Source organism: Caballeronia sp. ATUFL_F1_KS4A, from assembly GCF_023630905.1.
In the GTDB taxonomy this organism is placed as follows: Bacteria; Pseudomonadota; Gammaproteobacteria; order Burkholderiales; family Burkholderiaceae; genus Caballeronia; species Caballeronia zhejiangensis.
This window is the reverse complement of the sequence record NZ_JALQEB010000010.1, coordinates 150078-168324: the sequence shown is the minus strand read 5'-3', so window position 1 is coordinate 168324 and position 18247 is coordinate 150078. Positions and strand designations below refer to the sequence as shown.

Sequence of the window (18247 nt, the reverse complement as noted above, 5' to 3'; positions counted from 1 at the left end):
TCAGTTCGACGCGACGATCTTCGATCCCTGGAACGCGTAGTGCAGCGAATGCCGCGACATGCGGCATTCGCCTTCCCGCTCGCTTAACCCTGCGCCTTGCTATCCCTCTCCACGATCCACTCATGCTTCGGATCGTTCTTGAAGTGCCACGTCCGCTTGTCGCCGGCCATCACGTTCAGATAGTAGTTATCGTAGCCATACGGCACGACCACCGGATGATACCCACGCGGCACCATGACGACATCGTGATCCTCGACGGCCATCGTTTCATCGAGATCGCGTTCATCGGTATAGACGCGCTGAAACGCGAAGCCTTGCGGCGGATTCAGTCGATGGTAATACGTCTCTTCGAGCGAGCTTTCGACGGGCACATTGTCCTGATCGTGCTTGTGCGGCGGATAGCTCGACGCATGTCCGCCCGGCGTGCGCACTTCCACGACCAGCAACGACTCGGCATCTTCCGTTTGCGGAAGAATGTCGCACACGTAGCGCGTATTCGCGTTCTTGCCGCGCGTCGAGCGCTTCATCTGCGATGGCTCGATGAGACGCGGCGGAAACTCGCCCTTCGCGGGCGCGCTCGCGACGCCGATCTGCGCATCGCGTTCCGCACGCACGATGGCGGCGAGCTTCGGCGGCACGTAGACGGCATACGGCGCGGCGTCTTCGAACACGCTGTCGCGCGAGCCGATCGACTGATAATGCTCGTCGCCCGCTTCGACGCTCACCGTGCCCGTCAACACGACGATGCAGCTTTCGCGATCCGCGTCGTAGACATGCACGACATCGCCCGCATTCAGGCGATACGCCGCGAAGCCGACGTGCTTCCAGCCCGCGGAATCGGGCGTGACGCGCGCGATGGTTTGTCCTTCGCGCGATGCTTTCACTAGCAGGCTCATGCTGCCTCCTTGAATGTTGCGTCGACGAGCGTACGCAGCGTGCGATAGCCCTTGTCGGCGTATGCGTAGCTCGGCGCGATCACCGGATCCTGTTCCGCTTCCACGACGAGCCAGCCTTCGTAATCATGCTTCGCGAGACACGCGATGATGCCCGGATAGTCGACGCAGCCATCGCCGGGCACGGAGAACGCACCGTTGATGACCGCATCGAGAAAGCTCCAGTTGCGATTGCGCGCGAGCTTCACGATTTCGGGGCGCACGTCTTTGCAGTGGACGTGGCATACACGAGCGATGTGCTTTTGCAGCACGCTCAGGGCATCGCCGCCCGCGAACGTGATGTGTCCCGCGTCGAACAGCAGGCCGACCGAATCGTTGGTGAGCGCCATGAGGCGGTCGACGTCGGCGGGCGTTTCGACATACGCGCCCATGTGATGATGATAGGCGACGCGCACGCCGCGCGAGAGGGTGTATTCGGCGAAGCGGTTCAGGCGGTCTGCGTACCCGGTCCATTGCGCATCCGAGAAAAAGCGCGGACGTTGATAGAGCGGTTTTGGCGCGCCCTGGATCGAGTTGGCGACCTCGCCGTAGACCATTACGGTCGCGCCGTTTTGCGCGAGCAGGTCGAGATGGGGGCCCGCGGCTTCGATTTCTTCTTCTGCGCTGCGTTCTGCGAGTCGGCCTGAATACCAACCGGAGACTAGCGCTAGCTCGTACTGCGCGAGCAAGGCTTTTAGCGCTTGCGGTTCGCGAGGGAACTTGTTGCCTAGCTCGAAGCCTTCATAGCCGATCTGTTTTCCTTCCGTCAGGGCGGTGGAGAGAGGCGTCTCGCCGCCGAGCGAAGGCAGGTCGTCGTTCATCCATGACAATGGATTGATGCCGATGCGTATCTTTTTCAAAGGCATGATGTTGGGTTCTCCTTTTTGCTTTTTGCTTTCGCTTTCGCCGGATCCCGGTTTCTTAGTGGTCTATTAGCACTGCCCCTGTGCGGGGCGGCACTTACTTTCTTTGCTGCTGCAAAGAAAGTAAGCAAAGAAAGCAGCTTCCGATACGCCCGCGGTCACACGCAATTTGGGTAGTCCTCTCGTCCATCGTGGGCTGCCTAAGGAGTGCCCTCATAGGCCCCATCGGGATTGGATCGCGCACGGTCTGCCACCTCGCACCACACACCAAACTGGTTCAGCACCAAATAGCTCCAGCCCGCTTCGCGGCCGACCGGTCAATCGGGGCCGCGCGTGCTTCTCTACTAACGTCTCCATCTCACTGCAATCGCCGCCCTTGGGTTTCCCTTGCAGACCCGGCGGCAGCGCGCAGCGCTGTGCCGAAGCTCTTTCGTGCTGAACCAGTGTCCTCAGCGTTTTCGGGCGGCGGACCGTGCGCGAGCCAAGCCCGATTAGGTGTTTGAGGGCACTCTTTAGGCGAGTGCCGCCTGGGACGAGAGAACTACCCAAATTGCGTGTGACCGCGGGCGGTGACGAGCTGCTTTCTTTGGTTACTTTCTTTGCAGCAGCAAAGAAAGTGACTGCCGCCCCGCACAGGGGCAACGCCAATAGACCGACGCGATCACAGGCTTCCATAGAAGCTCAATCAAACACTACGAGCTTTGACGGCCTGCTCATAGGCCTCACGCGCAACGACGACAGCCGCGCGATCCGACACTTCAGGAACGGCGACTTCCCACCACCATCCACCTTCCTCGGTAGTCCTCGAAGGATCCGTATCGATAGAGATGAGATAACTGCGATCCGCCGCCCGCGCGCGCTTCATCGCGACGATAAGCTCATCGATGCTGGAAACATGCTCCGCCAAAGCCCCGAGCGACCGCGCATGCATCGCGAAATCGATCTCCGGCGCCCCAAGCGCGCCCTGCTTGCAATCATCGATGAGATTGTTGAACGGCGCCCCGCCACAAGCCTGCTGCAAGCGATTGATGCACCCGAACCCGCGATTGTCGAGCAACACCACGATCAACTTCGCGCCGAGCATCACCGACGTAGCGAGCTCGCTATTCATCATCAGATACGAGCCGTCGCCGACAATCACGATCACTTCGCGCTCGGGCCGCGCGAGCTTCACGCCCAGTCCGCCCGCGACTTCGTAGCCCATGCACGAATAGCCGTATTCGACGTGATAACCGCCCGGCGCGCTGGTGCGCCAGAGCTTCTGCAAATCCGCGGGCAAAGTGCCCGCAGCACACACGACGATATCGTTGGCTGAAGAAGCATCGTCCGAGCGCTGCACCGCGCCGATCACATCGGCTTCGCGCGGCAGCTTGCCATCCGCGACGGGCGTGTTCGTCACATGCGCCACGGTCTCGCGCCACTCATTCGCAAGCCGATGCGCGCGCGTCGTCCATTGCGGCGATGCGTGCCAGTCGCCGAGCGCCTCGGACAACGCTTCCAGCGCGGCACGCGCATCCGCCTGCACGGCGAGCGCGTTCTGCTTGAGCGCATCGAACGGATTCGCATTGACCGCGACAAGCCGCGCCTGCGTGAATAGCGTGTTCGATCCGGTCGTGAAATCCTGCAGACGCGTGCCGATAGCAAGCACGCAATCGCTCGCATGCGCGAGTTCGTTCGCAGCGGTGCCGCCCGTCACGCCGATACCGCCGACGTTCAACGCATCGTCCCAGGCGAGCGCGCCTTTGCCCGCCTGCGTCTCCGCGACGGGCACGCCATGCCTGTGCGCGAACGTGCGCAACGCATCGGTCGCGAGTCCGTACAGCACGCCGCCACCCGATACGATCAACGGCTCGCGCGCTTCACGCAGCATCGCGGCGGCGCGTTCGATCTCGCGCGGAATCGGTGCCGGCGCATGAAACTCGACGGCGCGCGGCTCGAAGAACGAAGCAGGGTAGTCGTACGCCATCGCCTGCACGTCCTGCGGCAACGCGAGCGTGACCGGGCCGCATTGCGCCGCATCGGTGAGCACGCGTATCGCGCGCGGCAATGCGCTCAACAATTGCGCGGGATGCACGATGCGATCGAAGTAACGCGATACCGCCTTCAACGCATCGTTAGCGGAGACGCCGCCATCGTGACCATCCTCCACTTGCTGCAACACCGGATCGGGCGCGCGCGACACGAAGATATCGCCGGGCAACAGCAGTACCGGCAAGCGGTTCACATGCGCGAGCGCGGCCGCCGTCACGAGATTGGTCGCCCCCGGACCGATCGACGTCGTCACCGCCATCATGCGCCGCCGCATATGCGCCTTCGCATACGCGATCGCGCCATGCGCCATCGCCTGCTCGTTGTGCGCGCGATACGTCGGCAATTCATCGCGATGCCGATACAACGCCTCGCCCATACCCGCGACATTGCCATGCCCGAAGATCGCGAACACGCCGCCGAAAAGCGGCTCGCCGTGTTCGGTGCGAAGCGCCGCGAGATAGCGCACGAGCGCTTGCGCGGCGGTCAGTCGAATGGTCGAACTCACTGCAGTCTCCGATTGCGTTGCACGCTGGTTCATGCGGCTTGCTCCTGTGTCACTCGAAGTTCTGCGCCCGAAGACGAACGCGCCTCGCGCCATGCATCGATCAGCGCTTCGAACGTGCGTCGCACGCGCGCGATCAATTCGCGGTCGTCGATCTCATTGGCGAGCCACGCATGACTCGGCTCATGAAAAATCGTGCGCCCGACGGTGAAGCCCTTGCACGTCTTCGAGGATGCCGCCGCTGCGAAGCCTTCACGCAACTGATCGACGCCCGCCGACAAGCCCAGCAGCACGACGCCACGGCAATACGGATCGCGCTGCGCAATCAGCGCATCGATGGCTTGCCATTGCTTCGCGCTCATCGGTTCGAGCTTCCACCATTCCGGATAGATGCCGAGGTTATAAAGGCGCTTCAACGCACGATGCACGGTGTCGTCTTCAATCGGTGGCCCGTTTTTCGGCACGATCACTTCGAGCAGCAGTTCGTTGCCGCTTTCCTGAACGGCATCGTAGAGCGCGCGCAACTGCGCTTCCTGTTCGAGACGCACGTCATGCGGATGATCGGGGTGATATTGCACGAGACACTTCGCGACCTGCTCGCGCGGCCACTGCACGAGCGTCGTGCCGATGGAGCGGCCATGATCGAATTCGAGCGGCATCGAGCCGGGCAATTCGACCGGCCGGCCGATCCACCAGCCGCGTCCCGTCGCCGCGTTCAACGCATCTTGCCCGTAGCGATCGTCGATCAGCACGCCAATGCGTCCTTCGAGCGCGAGTTCTTTCTCCGTCTGTGCAACGGCTTCGACGAACAGGTTTTTCAACGTCGAGATGCGCGCTTCGCTCGCGCCCGTTTGCTGCGCGAGATCGAAGAACTGATTGCGATGATCGAACGCGAAGCCGAGCACTTCGTCCCATTGCTTGCGCTTCGGACTCACGCGATGCAGACGCGCGAGCTTTGCATCGCGATCGGGGCGGCGCATGCGCGCGGGGTCTTCCTTCGCCGCGGCGAGAAAGTAATCGAGCTCGGCGGGCGTGGGCATCGCGGGCGCGCAGCCGTGACGCGACACGACGAGCGCGCCGCATGCATTGGCCGTTCGCGCGCAGGCTTCGAGCGGCTCGTCGCGCAGCCATCCCGACAAGAAGCCTGAAGCGAACGCGTCGCCGGCGCCGAGCACGTTGAGCACTTCCACTTCGACGCCGCCATGAACCGGCGCATCGTCGATGGACGACGGCACCGCGCCTTCGATGATCGAACAGCCGAGCGGCCCGCGCTTCACGACGAGCGTCGCGCTCGTGACCTTGCGGACCATCGCGAGCGCATCGATCAGACGGTCCTTGCCGCCCGCGATGCGAAATTCTTCTTCCGTGCCGATGACGAGATCGATCAACGGCAGAATGCGCTGCAAATGCGCGGTGACGCCTTCATTCGCGATGAAGCGCGTCTCGCCATCCGCCTTGCCCGTGAGACCCCACAAGACAGGCCGATAGTCGATGTCGAGAATCGTGCGAACGTCGTTGCTTCGCGCGTAGTCGAGCGCGCGACGGCTCGTGCGGTTCACCTGTTCCGTCGAGAAGTGCGTGCCCGTAATGAGCAGCGCCTTCGATGACGCGATATACGCTTCATCGAAATCGTGTTCGTCGACGGCCATGTCCGCGCAGTTCTCGCGATAGAACACGAGCGGAAACGTGTCGCGGTCTTCGAGGCCGAGCAGCACGAGCGCGGTGAGCCGGTCACGATCGATGCGAACGTGACTCACATCGCAGCCTTCGCGTTCGAGCGTCTCCGTGAGAAAGCGCCCCATGTGATCGTTGCCGACGCGCGCGAGCATGGACGCATTCAGCCCGAGCCGCGCGCAGCCGAACGCGATGTTCGCCGACGAGCCGCCGAGATACTTCGCGAACGTCGATACATCTTCGAGCCGCGCGCCGACATTCTGCGCATAGAGATCGACGGCGAGGCGGCCGAGACACACGATATCGCGCGTGCGATCCGGCGCGAAGCGAGAGGGATTTTGCGTTGGCATGGATTCAATGTCCTCAGATCGTCGCGCCTTCGAGTTCGGTCATCATCTGCTGCATTTCTGCGCCGCCCGCCATCATGTCGAGCACTTCGTTCTTGCTGATGTTGTCCTTGGTGAACGTGCCCATCGAGCGGCCGCGATTGAGCAGCGTGAACGAATCGCCGATCGGATAGGCATGGTGAACGTTGTGCGTGATGAAGATCACCGAGATGCCTTTTTCTCGCGCCTTGTGGATGAGCTTCAACACATTGAAGCTCTGCTTCACGCCGAGCGCGGCGGTCGGTTCGTCGAGGATCAGCACGCGCGCGCCGAAGTGAATCGCGCGGGCAATCGCGAGACATTGCTTCTCGCCGCCGGACATCGTGCCGATCGGCTGATGCGGATCGCGCACATTGATGCCCATTTCGGCGAGCTTGGCGCGCGACGTTTCGGCGGCGAGGTCGAGGTCCATCACGCTGATGCCGAAGCGCTTCTTTTGCGGCTCGCGTCCCATGAAGAAGTTGCGCGCCACCGATAGCAACGGCACGAGCGCGAGATCCTGATACACGGTCGCGATACCGAGATCGAGCGCTTCTTTCGGCGAGTCGAAATGCACGGGGTTGCCATCGACGAGATAGTCGCCGGAAGAGGGCTGATGTACGCCTGCGAGCGTCTTGATGAGTGTCGATTTGCCGGCGCCGTTATCGCCGAGCAGACAATGCACTTCACCGCGTTTGAGCCGCAACGTGACGCCGTTGAGCGCGATCACCTTGCCGAAGAACTTGCTGACGTTTTCGAGCGCGAGGATGTTGTCGTCTTGCATGATCGTTGCTCCTCTCATTGAGCCTGGGACACGCGGCGGCGCACGTAGTGATTGAAGAGCACGGCGATGAGCAGCATCACGCCAAGGAATACGCGGAACCAGTCCGAGCTCACGTTCGTATAAGTGATGCCGATCTGCACGACACCGAAGATCAGGGCACCGAAACATGCGCCGACGACCGATCCGTAACCGCCCGTCAGCAAGGTGCCGCCGATGACCGCCGCGATGATCGCTTCGAATTCCTTCTGCAAGCCGCGATCCGCCGCCGCCGAGCCGATATCGCACACTTGCAGCACGGCGAAGAGGCACGAGCAGAACGCGGTGAGCACGAAGAGCGATATCTTCACGCGCTTCACCGGCACGCCGACGTTCTTCGCGGCATTCGCATCGCCGCCGACCGCGAGAATCCAGTTGCCGTAGCGCGTCTTGGCGAGCACGAACGCGCCGACCGCCGCGAGCGCGAGCCACCAGATGATGACTTTCGGAATGCCCGGCACGAGCGGCTGGCCGCTGTCGAGCAGCTTGCCGATGCCCATGTGCGCGAGCCAGGTGAACAGGCCGTGAAACGCGACGCCATGAAAGAGCGTGTCGGCGATGGGATCGGCCTGGGCGAGATCGCCGACGCCCGAAATGATGGTGCGGTCCGCGAACATGATCGACAGCGCGAGCGTGAGGCCGCGCAGAATGAACAGGAACGCGAGCGTGACGATGAACGACGGCAGGCGCGTGCGCATGACGAGATAGCCATTCAATGCGCCGAGCAGCATCGACATGACGAACGCGAAGAGAATCGAAAGGGATAGCGGCCAATGAAAATAGACCGCCGGCAACGCGACCATCATGCCAGCGAAGCCGATCATCGAGCCGATGGACAAGTCGAACTCGCCCGCGATCATGAGCAGACACGCGCCGACCGCGAGCAGGCCGAGATAGGCGGCCACTTGCGACCAGTTCATCACGCCGTCGAGGTTGAACATGCCCGACGATCCCGCGCCGAAGCCGAACACGATGAAGACGAGCACGGTGCCGGAAATGGCCGCGAACTCCGGGCGATTCAGCAAATGACCGAACCACGACGTGTGGCGTACGCGCTCATCCGAGGGCTTGGCCTGGTCAGGTGTTTCAGCGTTGTCCTGCTGACGGTTCACGTGAGGAGGGTAGTGTTTGCCGGCTACGCCCATGATGGCTCCTTGAGACTCGATGTCGATGCGGTACCGATGCGCGCGTCGCCGCCGCGTCCGCGAACGGACGCAGCAAGGCGCGCTGAACGTCGATAAAAGCGGGCGGTGCGCGAAGCGCCGCCCGAATCAGGTCACGCCGGGATCAACGATATTGACCCGCGTACTTCACGACCTTGTCGAGATTTTCTTTGGTGATGAAACCCGGGCCCGAACGAATGTTCTTGGGTCCGTACGACGGCTGCAATCCGTAGGTTTCGAGGCGCGCCTTGAACTTCGGATTGGCTTCGAGAAGCTGACGGATCTTCGCCGGATCGGTCGTATGTTCCTTCTTCACGATCGCGAGCACGGCCACCGGGATATAGCCTTGCAGATACGGCTGCTGATCGATCGCGAACTTGATCGTGCCGTCCTTGATGGCCTTCGCGATGTCGTCCGAGAAGTCGAAAGTCACGAAATACACCTTGTTTTGCAGGCCCATTTGCGTGACGGCCTTGAGCGTCGCGGATGCGGGCGTCGGTCCGAGCGTGAGGATCGCGCCGGTGTCCGGATGATTGCGCAGATACGCCGATACCTTCGACTGAATCTCGGTCGGGTCTTGTCCCGAATCGATCGTCGATGCCTTGTAGTCGATGCCGAGCGCGTCCGCGAAGCCCTTGCAGCGATCGAACGACACCGTGTTCGTCGCGATGTGATTCACGCAGACGAACGACTTCACGCCCGCGGCCTTCGCCTTCTCGCCGGCCGCCTTGCCCGCCACATATTCCGGCTGGCCGACGTGCATGATCGCGCCCAGTTGCGCGCTCTGTTCCTCGGTGCCCGAGTTGATCGTGACGAGCGGAATCTTCTTCGCCGTGACCTTGTTGATGGCGCTCTTCAGCACATCGAAGTCGGCGATGGTCGTGATGACGCCATCGTAGTTGCGCGCGGCAGCCTGCTCGATCAGGCGCGACATGTCCGCGATATCGCCGTTCGGCGGATTGCGGTAGTCCGTCTGCACGTTGAAGTCTTCGTCGGCCTGCTTGATCGCGTTCTTGATGGTGTTCCACCAGGAATCCGAGTCCGGCGCGTGGCTGATCAGCACGAACTTCGCGTCGGGCGCCGCGTGTGCGGGACTCGCCGCCATCATCGATGCGCTGCACAACGCAGCAGCAGCCACCAGCGCGCGCAGCGCGGCCCGACCGTTGCAAATGGTCATTGTCTCCACCTATCTCGGTTGTTGTTTGGTGTGATGTTTCGCGAGCCGACCCTTCGGTGTGCCGTGCTCAGGACCAAGAGTAGGTCAGTTTTCGGTGGCCTGCAATAGAAATTTCATTGGTGCGGCAAATGGAAAATACATTCCAATTTGCTTGCCGTGTTCCTATAATCGGTTCACGACGAACATCGAAAGAGCCTGTGATGGATGAGACCAGCACCGACGTGCAAAGCGTCGACGAACTGATGCAGCGGATCACCGACGCCTACGACTCGCTGCCGCGCCAGTTGAAGAGCGTCGCGACGTATATCGAGCAGCATCGGCCAAGCGTGATGATGGATCGCACGAGCGATATCGCCAACGCGTGCGGCGTGCATGCGTCGGCGGTCGTGCGGTTTGCGCAGCGCTTCGGTTTCTCCGGTTTCTCCGACTTGCAGGCCGTGTTCCGGCAGGCGTACACGGGCGCGGGCGGTTCGCAGCAGACGTATCAGCAGCGCATACGTAAGCTCATCGACGAGAAGGCGGGCGATGCGTCCGGCGTGTCGGTCGCGCGCGAGTTCATCGCGGCGAGCCGCACGGGTCTCGACGAGCTCGAAGCCGGTCTCGACGACGCGCAGTTCGAAGCCGCCGTCGAGATGCTTTCGCAGGCGGAGAACATCTACGTGATCGGCGTGCGCCGGTCGTTCGCGGTCGCGAGCTACATCGTCTATGCATTGCAGCACACGAAGAAGCGCGTGCATTTGATCTCGGGCTTCGGCGGCATGTTTCGCGAACAGGTGCGCAGCGTGAAGAAGGGAGACGTGGTGATCGCGATCAGCTTCGCACCCTACGGCAAGGAGACGCAATATTGCGTGCGCGCCGCGCAGCATCACGGCGCGGCGACGCTCGTCATCACCGATAGCCAGCTTTCGCCGCTCGCGCGTCACGCGAGCGCGAGTCTGTTCGTGAAGGAGGGCAGCGCGTTCGCGTTTCGCTCGCTCACGAGCACCATTTGCCTGTGCCAGGCGTTGTTCATCGCGCTCGCGTACCGGCTCGAGTTGAACGTTGAGGAATCCAAGGAGACAGGTGGCTATGACGATTGATGTGGCGGTGTTTGGGGCGGGGCGCATCGGCAAGATTCACGCGGCCAATCTCGCGCGGCAACCGGGCGTGCGTCTGAAATACGTCGTCGATGTGAATCGCGACGCGGCCGCCGCGCTCGCGAAAGCGCATGGCGCGACCGTCGCCGATGTCGATGGCGCGATGGGCGATGCCTCCGTCGGCGCGACCGTCGTGTGTTCGAGCACGGATACGCACGCGGATCTGATTCTGGCGTCGGCGGCGCAGAAGAAGCATGTGTTCTGCGAGAAGCCCGTCGATCTCACGACCGAGCGTGCGCGCGCGTGCGCCGATGCTGTCGAGAAGGCGGGCGTCGTCTGCATGATCGGCTTTCAGCGTCGCTTCGATCCGACGTTCTCGGCGTTGAAGGCGCGTATCGACGCGGGCGAGATCGGCGATCCGGAAATGCTGATCGTGACGAGCCGCGATCCGGGCGCGCCGCCGGTCGAGTACATCTTGCATTCGGGCGGCATCTTCAAGGACATGCTGATTCACGACTTCGACATCTTCCGCTGGATTCTCGACGACGAAGCCGACACGCTGCACGCGACGGGCAGTTGCTTGAGCGATGCGGCCATCGCCGAAGCGGGCGATATCGATTCGACCGCGGTCACGATCCGCACGAAGCGCGGGCGTCTGTGCCAGATCAATACGGCGCGGCGCGCGGCGTATGGCTACGATCAGCGCTTCGAGCTGCTCGGCAGCGCGGGCATGCTGCAGGCGGGCAATGTGCGGCCGACGGAAGTCACCGCGTTCACGTCGGCGTCGGTGTCGAGCGACAAGCCCGAGGCGTTCTTTCTCGAACGTTATCGCGCGGCGTATGCGGCGGAAATCGCGCATTTCTTCGATGCGGTCAGCAACGGCAAACCGGTGCGAACCACCGTCGCCGATGGCCTCAAGGCGCTCGAACTCGCCGAAGCGGCGACCTTGTCGTGGCGCGAGAAGCGCATCGTCAAGCTCGGGGAGAACGTCGCATGAGCGCGGTGCGCTTCGGTATCGCCGGACTGGGGCGGCTCGGGCGCCGGCATGCGGAGAATCTCGCGTGGCGCGTGCCGGGCGCGAAACTCGTCGCGGCGTGCAGTCCGGTTGTGGACGAGCGCGAGTGGGCTTCGTCGAGTCTTCCCGAGTTGTCGCTTTATGCGGATTACGATGAACTGCTCGCCGATGCCTCCGTCGATGCCGTGTGGCTCGTCACGCCGACGTCGCTGCATGCGCGGCAGATCATCGCCGCGTTGCGCGCGGGCAAGCATGTGTTCTGCGAGAAGCCGCTGTCGCTCGATCTCGCCGAATGCGACGCGGTGATCGAAGAGCACGCGCGGCATCCGCATCTGCAAGTGATGATCGGCTTCGTGCGGCGCTTCGATGCGAGCTATCGCGATGCGTTCGATCGCGTCGCGAGCGGCGCGATCGGCCGGCCGTTCATGGTGCGCTCGCAGACCTGCGACAAGAACGATCCCGATGGCTTCTTCGTGCGATTCGCGCCGACATCGGGCGGGCTGTTTCTCGATTGCAGCGTGCACGACATCGATCTTGCGCGCTGGCTGCTCGGCAATCCGCGCGCGAAACGCGTGTATGCGAGCGGAACCATCGCGATTCACGAAGGCTTGCGCGAGTGCAATGACATCGACAATGGCGTGGGCACGATCGAGTTCGATGACGGACGGCTCGCGGTGCTGTATGCGTCGCGGACGATGGCGCATGGGCACGACACGCAGACGGAAGTGATCGGCACGGCGGGCGCGCTGTCGGTGGGACGCAATCCGCGGGCGAATCGCGTGGAAATCGCGGATGCGCAGGGCGTGCGCAATGCCTGCACGCCGACGTTCTTCGAGCGCTTCGAGGATGCGTTTTTGCGCGAGGCGCAGGCGTTCGTCGGGTTGCTTCGGCAAGGGCAGCCGACGGGGCTGACGCTCGACGATGCAAGAGAGGCGACGCGCATTGGTATTGCGATGCGGCAGGCTTATGAGAGTGGGCGGGCGGTGGAGTTTTGACCTCTGCGTTAAAATCGAACCTTCACGAGCGCTCCCCTCACCGGCAAACAAAGGTTCAATCGCGATGGAAGTTCACAAGGAAGTCGACGCGCGCGGGCTCAACTGCCCGTTGCCGATTTTGCGGGCAAAGAAGGCGCTCGCCGACATGACGAGCGGTCAGATTTTGAAAGTGCTCGCGACCGACCCGGGATCGCAACGCGATTTCGCGGCCTTCGCGAAGCAGACCGGCAACGAGATCGTCGAATCGACCGCACAGGACAAGACGTTCATCTTCCTGATGCGCCGGCGTTGAAGCCAACGAACGCACGAGCAAACGCCCAAAAGCAAAATGCCCGTCACGCAGGTGACGGGCATTTTTTTCATCCGATCCGGCCAGAAAGTCAGTCTTCGAGAATCGGCGCGCGATTGCGCAGATATTCCTCGAATTCCTGCTTCACTTCCGGATGACGCAGCGCGAACTCGACCGTCGCCTTCAGATAGCCGAGCTTGCTGCCGCAATCGAAGCGCGTGCCCTGATACTTGTACGCGAGCACTTGCTCATCCGACAGCAGCGATTGAATCGCATCCGTCAGTTGCAGTTCTCCGCCCGCGCCCGGCTTCAGCGCGCGAATGTGATCGAAGATGCGCGGCTTCAGCACGTACCGGCCGACTACGCCCAGGTTCGACGGCGCCACGGCGGGTTCCGGCTTTTCGACGATTCCCGACAGTTTGAAGATGTTGTCTTCCCATTCCTTGCCGTCGATGATGCCGTAGGACTTCGAATCCTCCGGCGGGATTTCTTCGACGCCGATCACCGAGCTGTGATAGTGATCGAAGACTTCGATCATCTGCGACATGACGGGCGGCTTGCCGTACAGCAAGTCGTCCGCGAGGATCACGGCGAACGGATTGTCGCCGACGAGCTTCTCCGCGCAGAGCACAGCGTGGCCGAGACCGAGCGCTTCGGCCTGACGCACGTAGAAGCAGTCGACATGGCTCGGCTTGATGCTGCGCACGAGTTCGAGCAGCTTGTCCTTGCCGCGCGCTTCGAGTTCCGCTTCGATCTCATAGGACTTGTCGAAGTGATCTTCGATGGCGCGCTTGCTGCGTCCCGTCACGAAGATCATTTCGGTAATGCCGGCCGCCATTGCTTCTTCGACCGCGTACTGAATCAGCGGCTTGTCGACGACAGGCAGCATTTCCTTCGGGCTGGCCTTGGTCGCGGGAAGGAACCGCGTGCCCAGACCTGCGACGGGGAAAACCGCTTTGGTAACTTTTAGCATGTGATGACCCTGATCCTCTTAATCAATGAAACGTCGAGACAGACGGAGCGGATCGATAAATGATTCGAACCCTCAAATTCAAGCAGGCAGACGCAATAATTGGGCCTGAAGCTTCTCGATAGTGGTTCCGTATTCTGCCAGCCTTTTACGCTCCTGTTCAACGACAGCGGCCGGCGCTTTTGAAACAAAGCTTTCGTTTCCGAGTTTCGCGTTACATTTTGCGATCTCGGCCGTCAGACGGTCCACTTCCTTGGTCAGGCGCTCGCGTTCCGCGGCGATATCGATTTCGACTTTCAACACGAGCTTGCTCGTGCCGACGATCGCGACGGGCGCGCCATGAGCTTCCTTGTCGAGGGCGGCTTCGTCGTCGATGATCTTCACTTCGGAAAGACGCGCGAGGGCAGCGATATACGGTGCGAACGCGGTGAGGCGCGCCGCGTCGCCGTGCGCGAGCAACGGCACCTTCACCGCGGGCGACAGATTCATTTCGCCACGTAGATTACGACATGCATCGATGACACTCTTCAGTTCGGCAGCCCACTGTTCTGACGATTCATCGATCTTTTTCTGCTCGGCGCGCGGATAAGGCTGCGTCATGATCGAGACTTCGCCTTCCTTCGCGCCTTGCGGGAAGGCGTCGGTGAGAGGGGCAACCTTCTGCCACAACGCTTCCGTGATGAAAGGAATGATCGGATGCGCGAGGCGCAGCACCGTTTCGAGCACACGCAAGAGCGTGCGACGCGTCGCCCTCTGCTGCTCGGGCGTGCCGGTCTGGATCTGCACCTTCGCGAGTTCGAGATACCAGTCGCAGTACTCGTCCCACACGAATTTGTAGATCGCGCTCGCGACGTTGTCGAAACGATAGTCCGCGAAACCCTTTTCCACTTCGGCTTCCACGCGCTGAAGCAGCGACACGATCCAGCGATCCGCCTGCGAGTAATCCGTGTAGCCGCCAGGGCCGCAATCGCCTGGCTTGCACGCGCCCGGATTCGCAAAACCGCAATCGTGGCCCTCGCAGTTCATCAGCACGAAACGCGTGGCGTTCCAGAGCTTGTTGCAGAAGTTGCGATAACCCTCGCAGCGCGCGAGATCGAAGTTCACGTTGCGGCCGAGGGTGGCCATCGAGGCCATCGTGAAGCGCAGCGCGTCGGTGCCGAACGACGGAATGCCTTCGGGGAATTCCTTGCGCGTCTTCTTCTCGATCTGCGCGGCGGCCTTCGGATTCATGAGGCCGGTCGTGCGCTTGGCGACGAGCGATTCGAGGTCGATGCCATCGACGATATCGATCGGGTCGAGCGTGTTGCCCTTGCTCTTCGACATCTTCTGGCCTTCGGCGTCGCGCACGAGTCCGTGCACATAGACGGTGTCGAACGGCACCTTGCCGGTGAAATGCGTGGTCATCATCACCATTCTGGCGACCCAGAAGAAGATGATGTCGAAGCCTGTCACGAGCACCGACGACGGCAGGAACGCCTTCAGTTCCTTCGTCTCGTTCGGCCAGCCGAGCGACGAAAACGGCACGAGCGCGGACGAGAACCAGGTGTCGAGCACGTCTTCATCGCGCTTGAGTGCGCCTTTGTAGCCTTGCGCGTCGGCTTCGGCGCGGGCTTCTTCTTCGGTCTTCGCGACGAAAATCTCGCCGTTCTCGCCGTACCACGCGGGAATCTGATGGCCCCACCACAACTGGCGCGAAATGCACCAGTCCTGGATGTTTTCGAGCCACTGATAGTAGGTGGTCGTCCAGTTCTCCGGCACGAACTTGATCTGGCCGTTGCGCACGACATCGAGCGACGTTTCCGTGATCGACTTGCCCGGATTGAACGTGCCTTCGGGCGCCGGCTTGCTCATGGCGACGAACCACTGGTCCGTCAGCATCGGTTCGATGACCACGTTGGTGCGGTCGCCGCGCGGCACCATCAGCTTGTGCGGCTTGACGGATTCGAGCAGGCCGAGCGCTTCGAGATCTTTCACGACGGCTTTGCGCGCGTCGAAGCGATCCATGCCGCGATATTTTTCAGGCGCGTTGTCGTTGATCTTCGCGTCGAGCGTGAGAATTTCGATCTGCGGCAGCTTGTGGCGCTGGCCGACGGCGTAGTCGTTGAAGTCGTGCGCGGGCGTGACTTTGACGACGCCGGTGCCGAATTCGCGATCGACGTATTCATCCGCGATGATCGGGATTTCGCGATCGCATAGCGGCAACGTCACCGTCTTGCCGATCAGATGCTGATAACGCTCGTCTTCCGGATGCACCATCACGGCGGTGTCGCCCAGCATGGTTTCCGGGCGCGTGGTCGCGACCGTCAGATGACCGGAACCGTCCGGCAGCGGATAGTTGATGTGCCACAGGCTGCCGTTTTCTTCTTCGCTCACGACTTCGAGATCGGACACGGCGGTGCCGAGCACCGGGTCCCAGTTCACGAGCCGCTTGCCGCGATAGATCAGCCCTTGTTTATAGAGCGTGACGAACACGTCGCGCACGGCGGCCGACATCTTGTCGTCCATCGTGAAGTATTCGCGCGACCAGTCGATCGATGCGCCCAGACGCCGAACCTGATTCGTGATGGTCGAGCCGGATTGCTGCTTCCACGCCCAGACGCGCTTCAGAAACTCTTCGCGGCCGAGGTCATGGCGCGAGATGCCTTGCGCATCGAGCTGGCGTTCGACGACGATCTGCGTCGCGATGCCCGCGTGGTCCGTGCCCGGCACCCACAGCGTGTTTTCGCCCAGCATGCGGTGATAGCGCGTCAGGCCATCCATGATGGTCTGGTTGAACGCGTGCCCCATGTGCAGCGTGCCGGTGACGTTCGGCGGCGGCAACTGGATGGAGAAATTCTTCGCGCCTTCCTTGAACGTGGGAGCGGCGTATCCGCGCTTTTCCCATTCCGGGCCCCATTGGGACTCGATGTTTTGAGGCTCGAAGCTTTTTGCCAGTGTGTTGTCGCTCATGTCGTCGTTCGTCTAGATCTGAAAGCAGGGAATCCGTCAATTATAGCGGTGCCCACGTGGCCTACTCGTACGGTGCCCGAGTGCCCCGTAAGAGCGATATCTGGAAGTAATTGTCAAAAGCGCGCTCTGTCCCTGTATCGCAAAAAGCCATGGTTCTACGCTGGCGGATTCGCACGCGTGCATCCGGCACGAGTGGCGCAAGAGAAAGGGGCGAGATGACCACAGATCAGGAGTGTCAGAAGGTTAGCGTCGCGGGCATGGTCCGCTTGCAGACCTTGGCAGTGTTGAATAGTTGCGGCTATATCGACGATAAAACGGCCCTGCGGGTGCTAGAGTCGATGGACCAGATGTCGGAGATCGACCTGCGCTTCGATTCCGCGCGCGCGATGCTCGACTGGCTCATTCAAGAAGGTTTCCTGGATGAGCAAGCGGCGGAAGCGGCGGCGGTCCGTTTCGTGGAAACGCTGGAGACGGACAAGGCGCCTGAGGACTTGTTGCAGTACGAGTCGGTCGTCGGGCAGATCGACCCGCGTTTCCGGGCGCCATTCGCGGCGTTCGCCGCGCGCACGCGCAAGAAGGTGAAACGTCGCATGATCGGATACGCATCGGCGTTTTGCGTGATCTTCGCGGCGGTCGGGGCCTACACCCTCTGGTCGGCGAGCACGCCATCCTGCGCGGCAACCAGCACGAAGGACGCGCTGTTCCGGATCGGCGTCCAATCGAAGACCGATCTCGCCACGAAGCGTCCGGGCCTGTCGCTGAACGATGACCGTGATTTGACGCCACGATTTTCGGATTTCCAGGAAGTGGGCTACGACGATGGCGACAGATCGCGCGGTTGCACAGCGGTCATCAAAGCGGGGGAGGCGACGAGCCCCATAGGCTACGTGATCCGGCCCAGGGAAAAGAATGGTGAGTTCGAAGTGCACACCTATCCGTACGAATACGTCGCCGCGCGCTACAACGAGGCCGGGCTGAACAAGGCGCTGGGCGCCCCGCTCGGCCGCGACGCGATTCGCGCGGCGGTCATCGCGGGAATCAAGGGAATCGACGATCGCGTGGGCAGACGGTCGCCGTCGCATCACAAACCGGTGTACGGGGAAGATGTGCCGAGGACGATGGAAGCGAGGGTCATCGGCGTGCTTCCGGCAGCGGATTGCCGCAGGATCGATGACCATTCCTACGCATGTCCGGTTTTGGTCGACTATAAGGACGATCTGTTGAGCGTTATCGGTGCGATGCCATACGTGCAGCTCAAGGGCGAATTCGTGTTCGAGCGGGATCGGGACGCCTGGAAAGTGGCGAATGGCTTCGATGACAAATTTCTGAACACGCTTGTGAACGGACGTGTGCGAAATACGCTAGGCGCGGACGCGGCCCAGAAAATGCAACAATCCATGGAAAGTAGGCCGTCTGCGCCGTAATC

General features: G+C 61.8%; 14 protein-coding genes. 5 read left to right on the top strand and 9 right to left on the bottom strand.

The genetic code is table 11. The annotated features are described in order from the left end of the window. Nucleotides 1-83 precede the first annotated feature (83 nt). From iolB to NCS03_RS09660, 7 genes are all read right to left on the bottom strand, one after another. Nucleotides 84-896 (bottom strand): 5-deoxy-glucuronate isomerase, encoded by an 813-nt coding sequence (gene iolB / locus NCS03_RS09690; protein WP_008341974.1) that lies wholly within the window; start codon nucleotides 894-896, stop codon nucleotides 84-86. Beyond that, on the bottom strand, nucleotides 893-1798 hold the full coding sequence (iolE, locus tag NCS03_RS09685; RefSeq protein ID WP_250434926.1) for a myo-inosose-2 dehydratase: 906 nt from the start codon (nucleotides 1796-1798) through the stop codon (nucleotides 893-895). Before iolE ends, iolB begins: the two co-directional genes overlap by 4 nt. Before the next feature lie 682 nt (nucleotides 1799-2480). Further along, the gene (iolD, locus tag NCS03_RS09680) at nucleotides 2481-4364 is read right to left on the bottom strand and encodes a 3D-(3,5/4)-trihydroxycyclohexane-1,2-dione acylhydrolase (decyclizing) (protein WP_175982734.1); all 1884 of its coding nucleotides are present in this window, start codon (nucleotides 4362-4364) and stop codon (nucleotides 2481-2483) included. Continuing rightward, the gene (locus tag NCS03_RS09675) at nucleotides 4361-6352 is read right to left on the bottom strand and encodes a bifunctional 5-dehydro-2-deoxygluconokinase/5-dehydro-2-deoxyphosphogluconate aldolase (protein WP_008341969.1); all 1992 of its coding nucleotides are present in this window, start codon (nucleotides 6350-6352) and stop codon (nucleotides 4361-4363) included. Before NCS03_RS09675 ends, iolD begins: the two co-directional genes overlap by 4 nt. A gap of 13 nt (nucleotides 6353-6365) precedes the next feature. Beyond that, nucleotides 6366-7151, bottom strand: a complete 786-nt coding sequence (locus tag NCS03_RS09670) for an ATP-binding cassette domain-containing protein (RefSeq protein WP_008341966.1) — start codon at nucleotides 7149-7151, stop codon at nucleotides 6366-6368. Between the two features lie 14 nt (nucleotides 7152-7165). Continuing rightward, nucleotides 7166-8332 carry an ABC transporter permease gene (locus NCS03_RS09665; RefSeq protein ID WP_008341964.1) on the bottom strand — a complete coding sequence of 389 codons (1167 nt, stop codon included), beginning with the start codon at nucleotides 8330-8332 and terminating at the stop codon, nucleotides 7166-7168. A 142-nt stretch (nucleotides 8333-8474) separates the two neighbouring features. Continuing rightward, nucleotides 8475-9527, bottom strand: a complete 1053-nt coding sequence (locus NCS03_RS09660) for a sugar ABC transporter substrate-binding protein (protein WP_008341961.1) — start codon at nucleotides 9525-9527, stop codon at nucleotides 8475-8477. 200 nt (nucleotides 9528-9727) lie between these two features. On the opposite strand from NCS03_RS09660, the gene NCS03_RS09655 reads away from it, so the two are divergent. The 4 genes from NCS03_RS09655 (at nucleotide 9728) to NCS03_RS09640 (ending at nucleotide 12905) form a co-directional block, all read left to right on the top strand. Then, nucleotides 9728-10606 (top strand): MurR/RpiR family transcriptional regulator, encoded by an 879-nt coding sequence (locus tag NCS03_RS09655; protein WP_008341959.1) that lies wholly within the window; start codon nucleotides 9728-9730, stop codon nucleotides 10604-10606. Then, nucleotides 10596-11600: an inositol 2-dehydrogenase gene (gene iolG, locus NCS03_RS09650; RefSeq protein ID WP_250529100.1), complete on the top strand. Its 1005-nt coding sequence runs from the start codon at nucleotides 10596-10598 to the stop codon at nucleotides 11598-11600. Before NCS03_RS09655 ends, iolG begins: the two co-directional genes overlap by 11 nt. Further along, nucleotides 11597-12613 carry a Gfo/Idh/MocA family protein gene (locus NCS03_RS09645; protein WP_250434921.1) on the top strand — a complete coding sequence of 339 codons (1017 nt, stop codon included), beginning with the start codon at nucleotides 11597-11599 and terminating at the stop codon, nucleotides 12611-12613. Before iolG ends, NCS03_RS09645 begins: the two co-directional genes overlap by 4 nt. A 64-nt stretch (nucleotides 12614-12677) precedes the next feature. Beyond that, nucleotides 12678-12905: a sulfurtransferase TusA family protein gene (locus NCS03_RS09640; RefSeq protein ID WP_008341954.1), complete on the top strand. Its 228-nt coding sequence runs from the start codon at nucleotides 12678-12680 to the stop codon at nucleotides 12903-12905. 88 nt (nucleotides 12906-12993) lie between these two features. Here NCS03_RS09640 and galU read toward each other — a convergent pair whose 3' ends face one another. Beyond that, entirely contained in the window at nucleotides 12994-13875 is an 882-nt protein-coding gene (gene galU / locus NCS03_RS09635; RefSeq protein WP_008341953.1) for a UTP--glucose-1-phosphate uridylyltransferase GalU, read from the bottom strand. A gap of 78 nt (nucleotides 13876-13953) precedes the next feature. Further along, entirely contained in the window at nucleotides 13954-16821 is a 2868-nt protein-coding gene (locus NCS03_RS09630) for a valine--tRNA ligase (protein WP_008341952.1), read from the bottom strand. 215 nt (nucleotides 16822-17036) lie between these two features. On the opposite strand from NCS03_RS09630, the gene NCS03_RS09625 reads away from it, so the two are divergent. Then, nucleotides 17037-18245: a hypothetical protein gene (locus NCS03_RS09625; RefSeq protein ID WP_250529099.1), complete on the top strand. Its 1209-nt coding sequence runs from the start codon at nucleotides 17037-17039 to the stop codon at nucleotides 18243-18245. Nucleotides 18246-18247: the final 2 nt, after the last annotated feature.

Coding starts and splice junctions, on each gene's coding strand:
- iolB (WP_008341974.1), bottom strand. CDS start 896: ATGAGCCTGCTAGTGAAAGCATCGCGCGAAGGACAAACCATCGCGCGC.
- iolE (WP_250434926.1), bottom strand. CDS start 1,798: ATGCCTTTGAAAAAGATACGCATCGGCATCAATCCATTGTCATGGATG.
- iolD (WP_175982734.1), bottom strand. CDS start 4,364: ATGAACCAGCGTGCAACGCAATCGGAGACTGCAGTGAGTTCGACCATT.
- NCS03_RS09675 (WP_008341969.1), bottom strand. CDS start 6,352: ATGCCAACGCAAAATCCCTCTCGCTTCGCGCCGGATCGCACGCGCGAT.
- NCS03_RS09670 (WP_008341966.1), bottom strand. CDS start 7,151: ATGCAAGACGACAACATCCTCGCGCTCGAAAACGTCAGCAAGTTCTTC.
- NCS03_RS09665 (WP_008341964.1), bottom strand. CDS start 8,332: ATGGGCGTAGCCGGCAAACACTACCCTCCTCACGTGAACCGTCAGCAG.
- NCS03_RS09660 (WP_008341961.1), bottom strand. CDS start 9,527: ATGACCATTTGCAACGGTCGGGCCGCGCTGCGCGCGCTGGTGGCTGCT.
- NCS03_RS09655 (WP_008341959.1), top strand. CDS start 9,728: ATGGATGAGACCAGCACCGACGTGCAAAGCGTCGACGAACTGATGCAG.
- iolG (WP_250529100.1), top strand. CDS start 10,596: ATGACGATTGATGTGGCGGTGTTTGGGGCGGGGCGCATCGGCAAGATT.
- NCS03_RS09645 (WP_250434921.1), top strand. CDS start 11,597: ATGAGCGCGGTGCGCTTCGGTATCGCCGGACTGGGGCGGCTCGGGCGC.
- NCS03_RS09640 (WP_008341954.1), top strand. CDS start 12,678: ATGGAAGTTCACAAGGAAGTCGACGCGCGCGGGCTCAACTGCCCGTTG.
- galU (WP_008341953.1), bottom strand. CDS start 13,875: ATGCTAAAAGTTACCAAAGCGGTTTTCCCCGTCGCAGGTCTGGGCACG.
- NCS03_RS09630 (WP_008341952.1), bottom strand. CDS start 16,821: ATGAGCGACAACACACTGGCAAAAAGCTTCGAGCCTCAAAACATCGAG.
- NCS03_RS09625 (WP_250529099.1), top strand. CDS start 17,037: ATGACCACAGATCAGGAGTGTCAGAAGGTTAGCGTCGCGGGCATGGTC.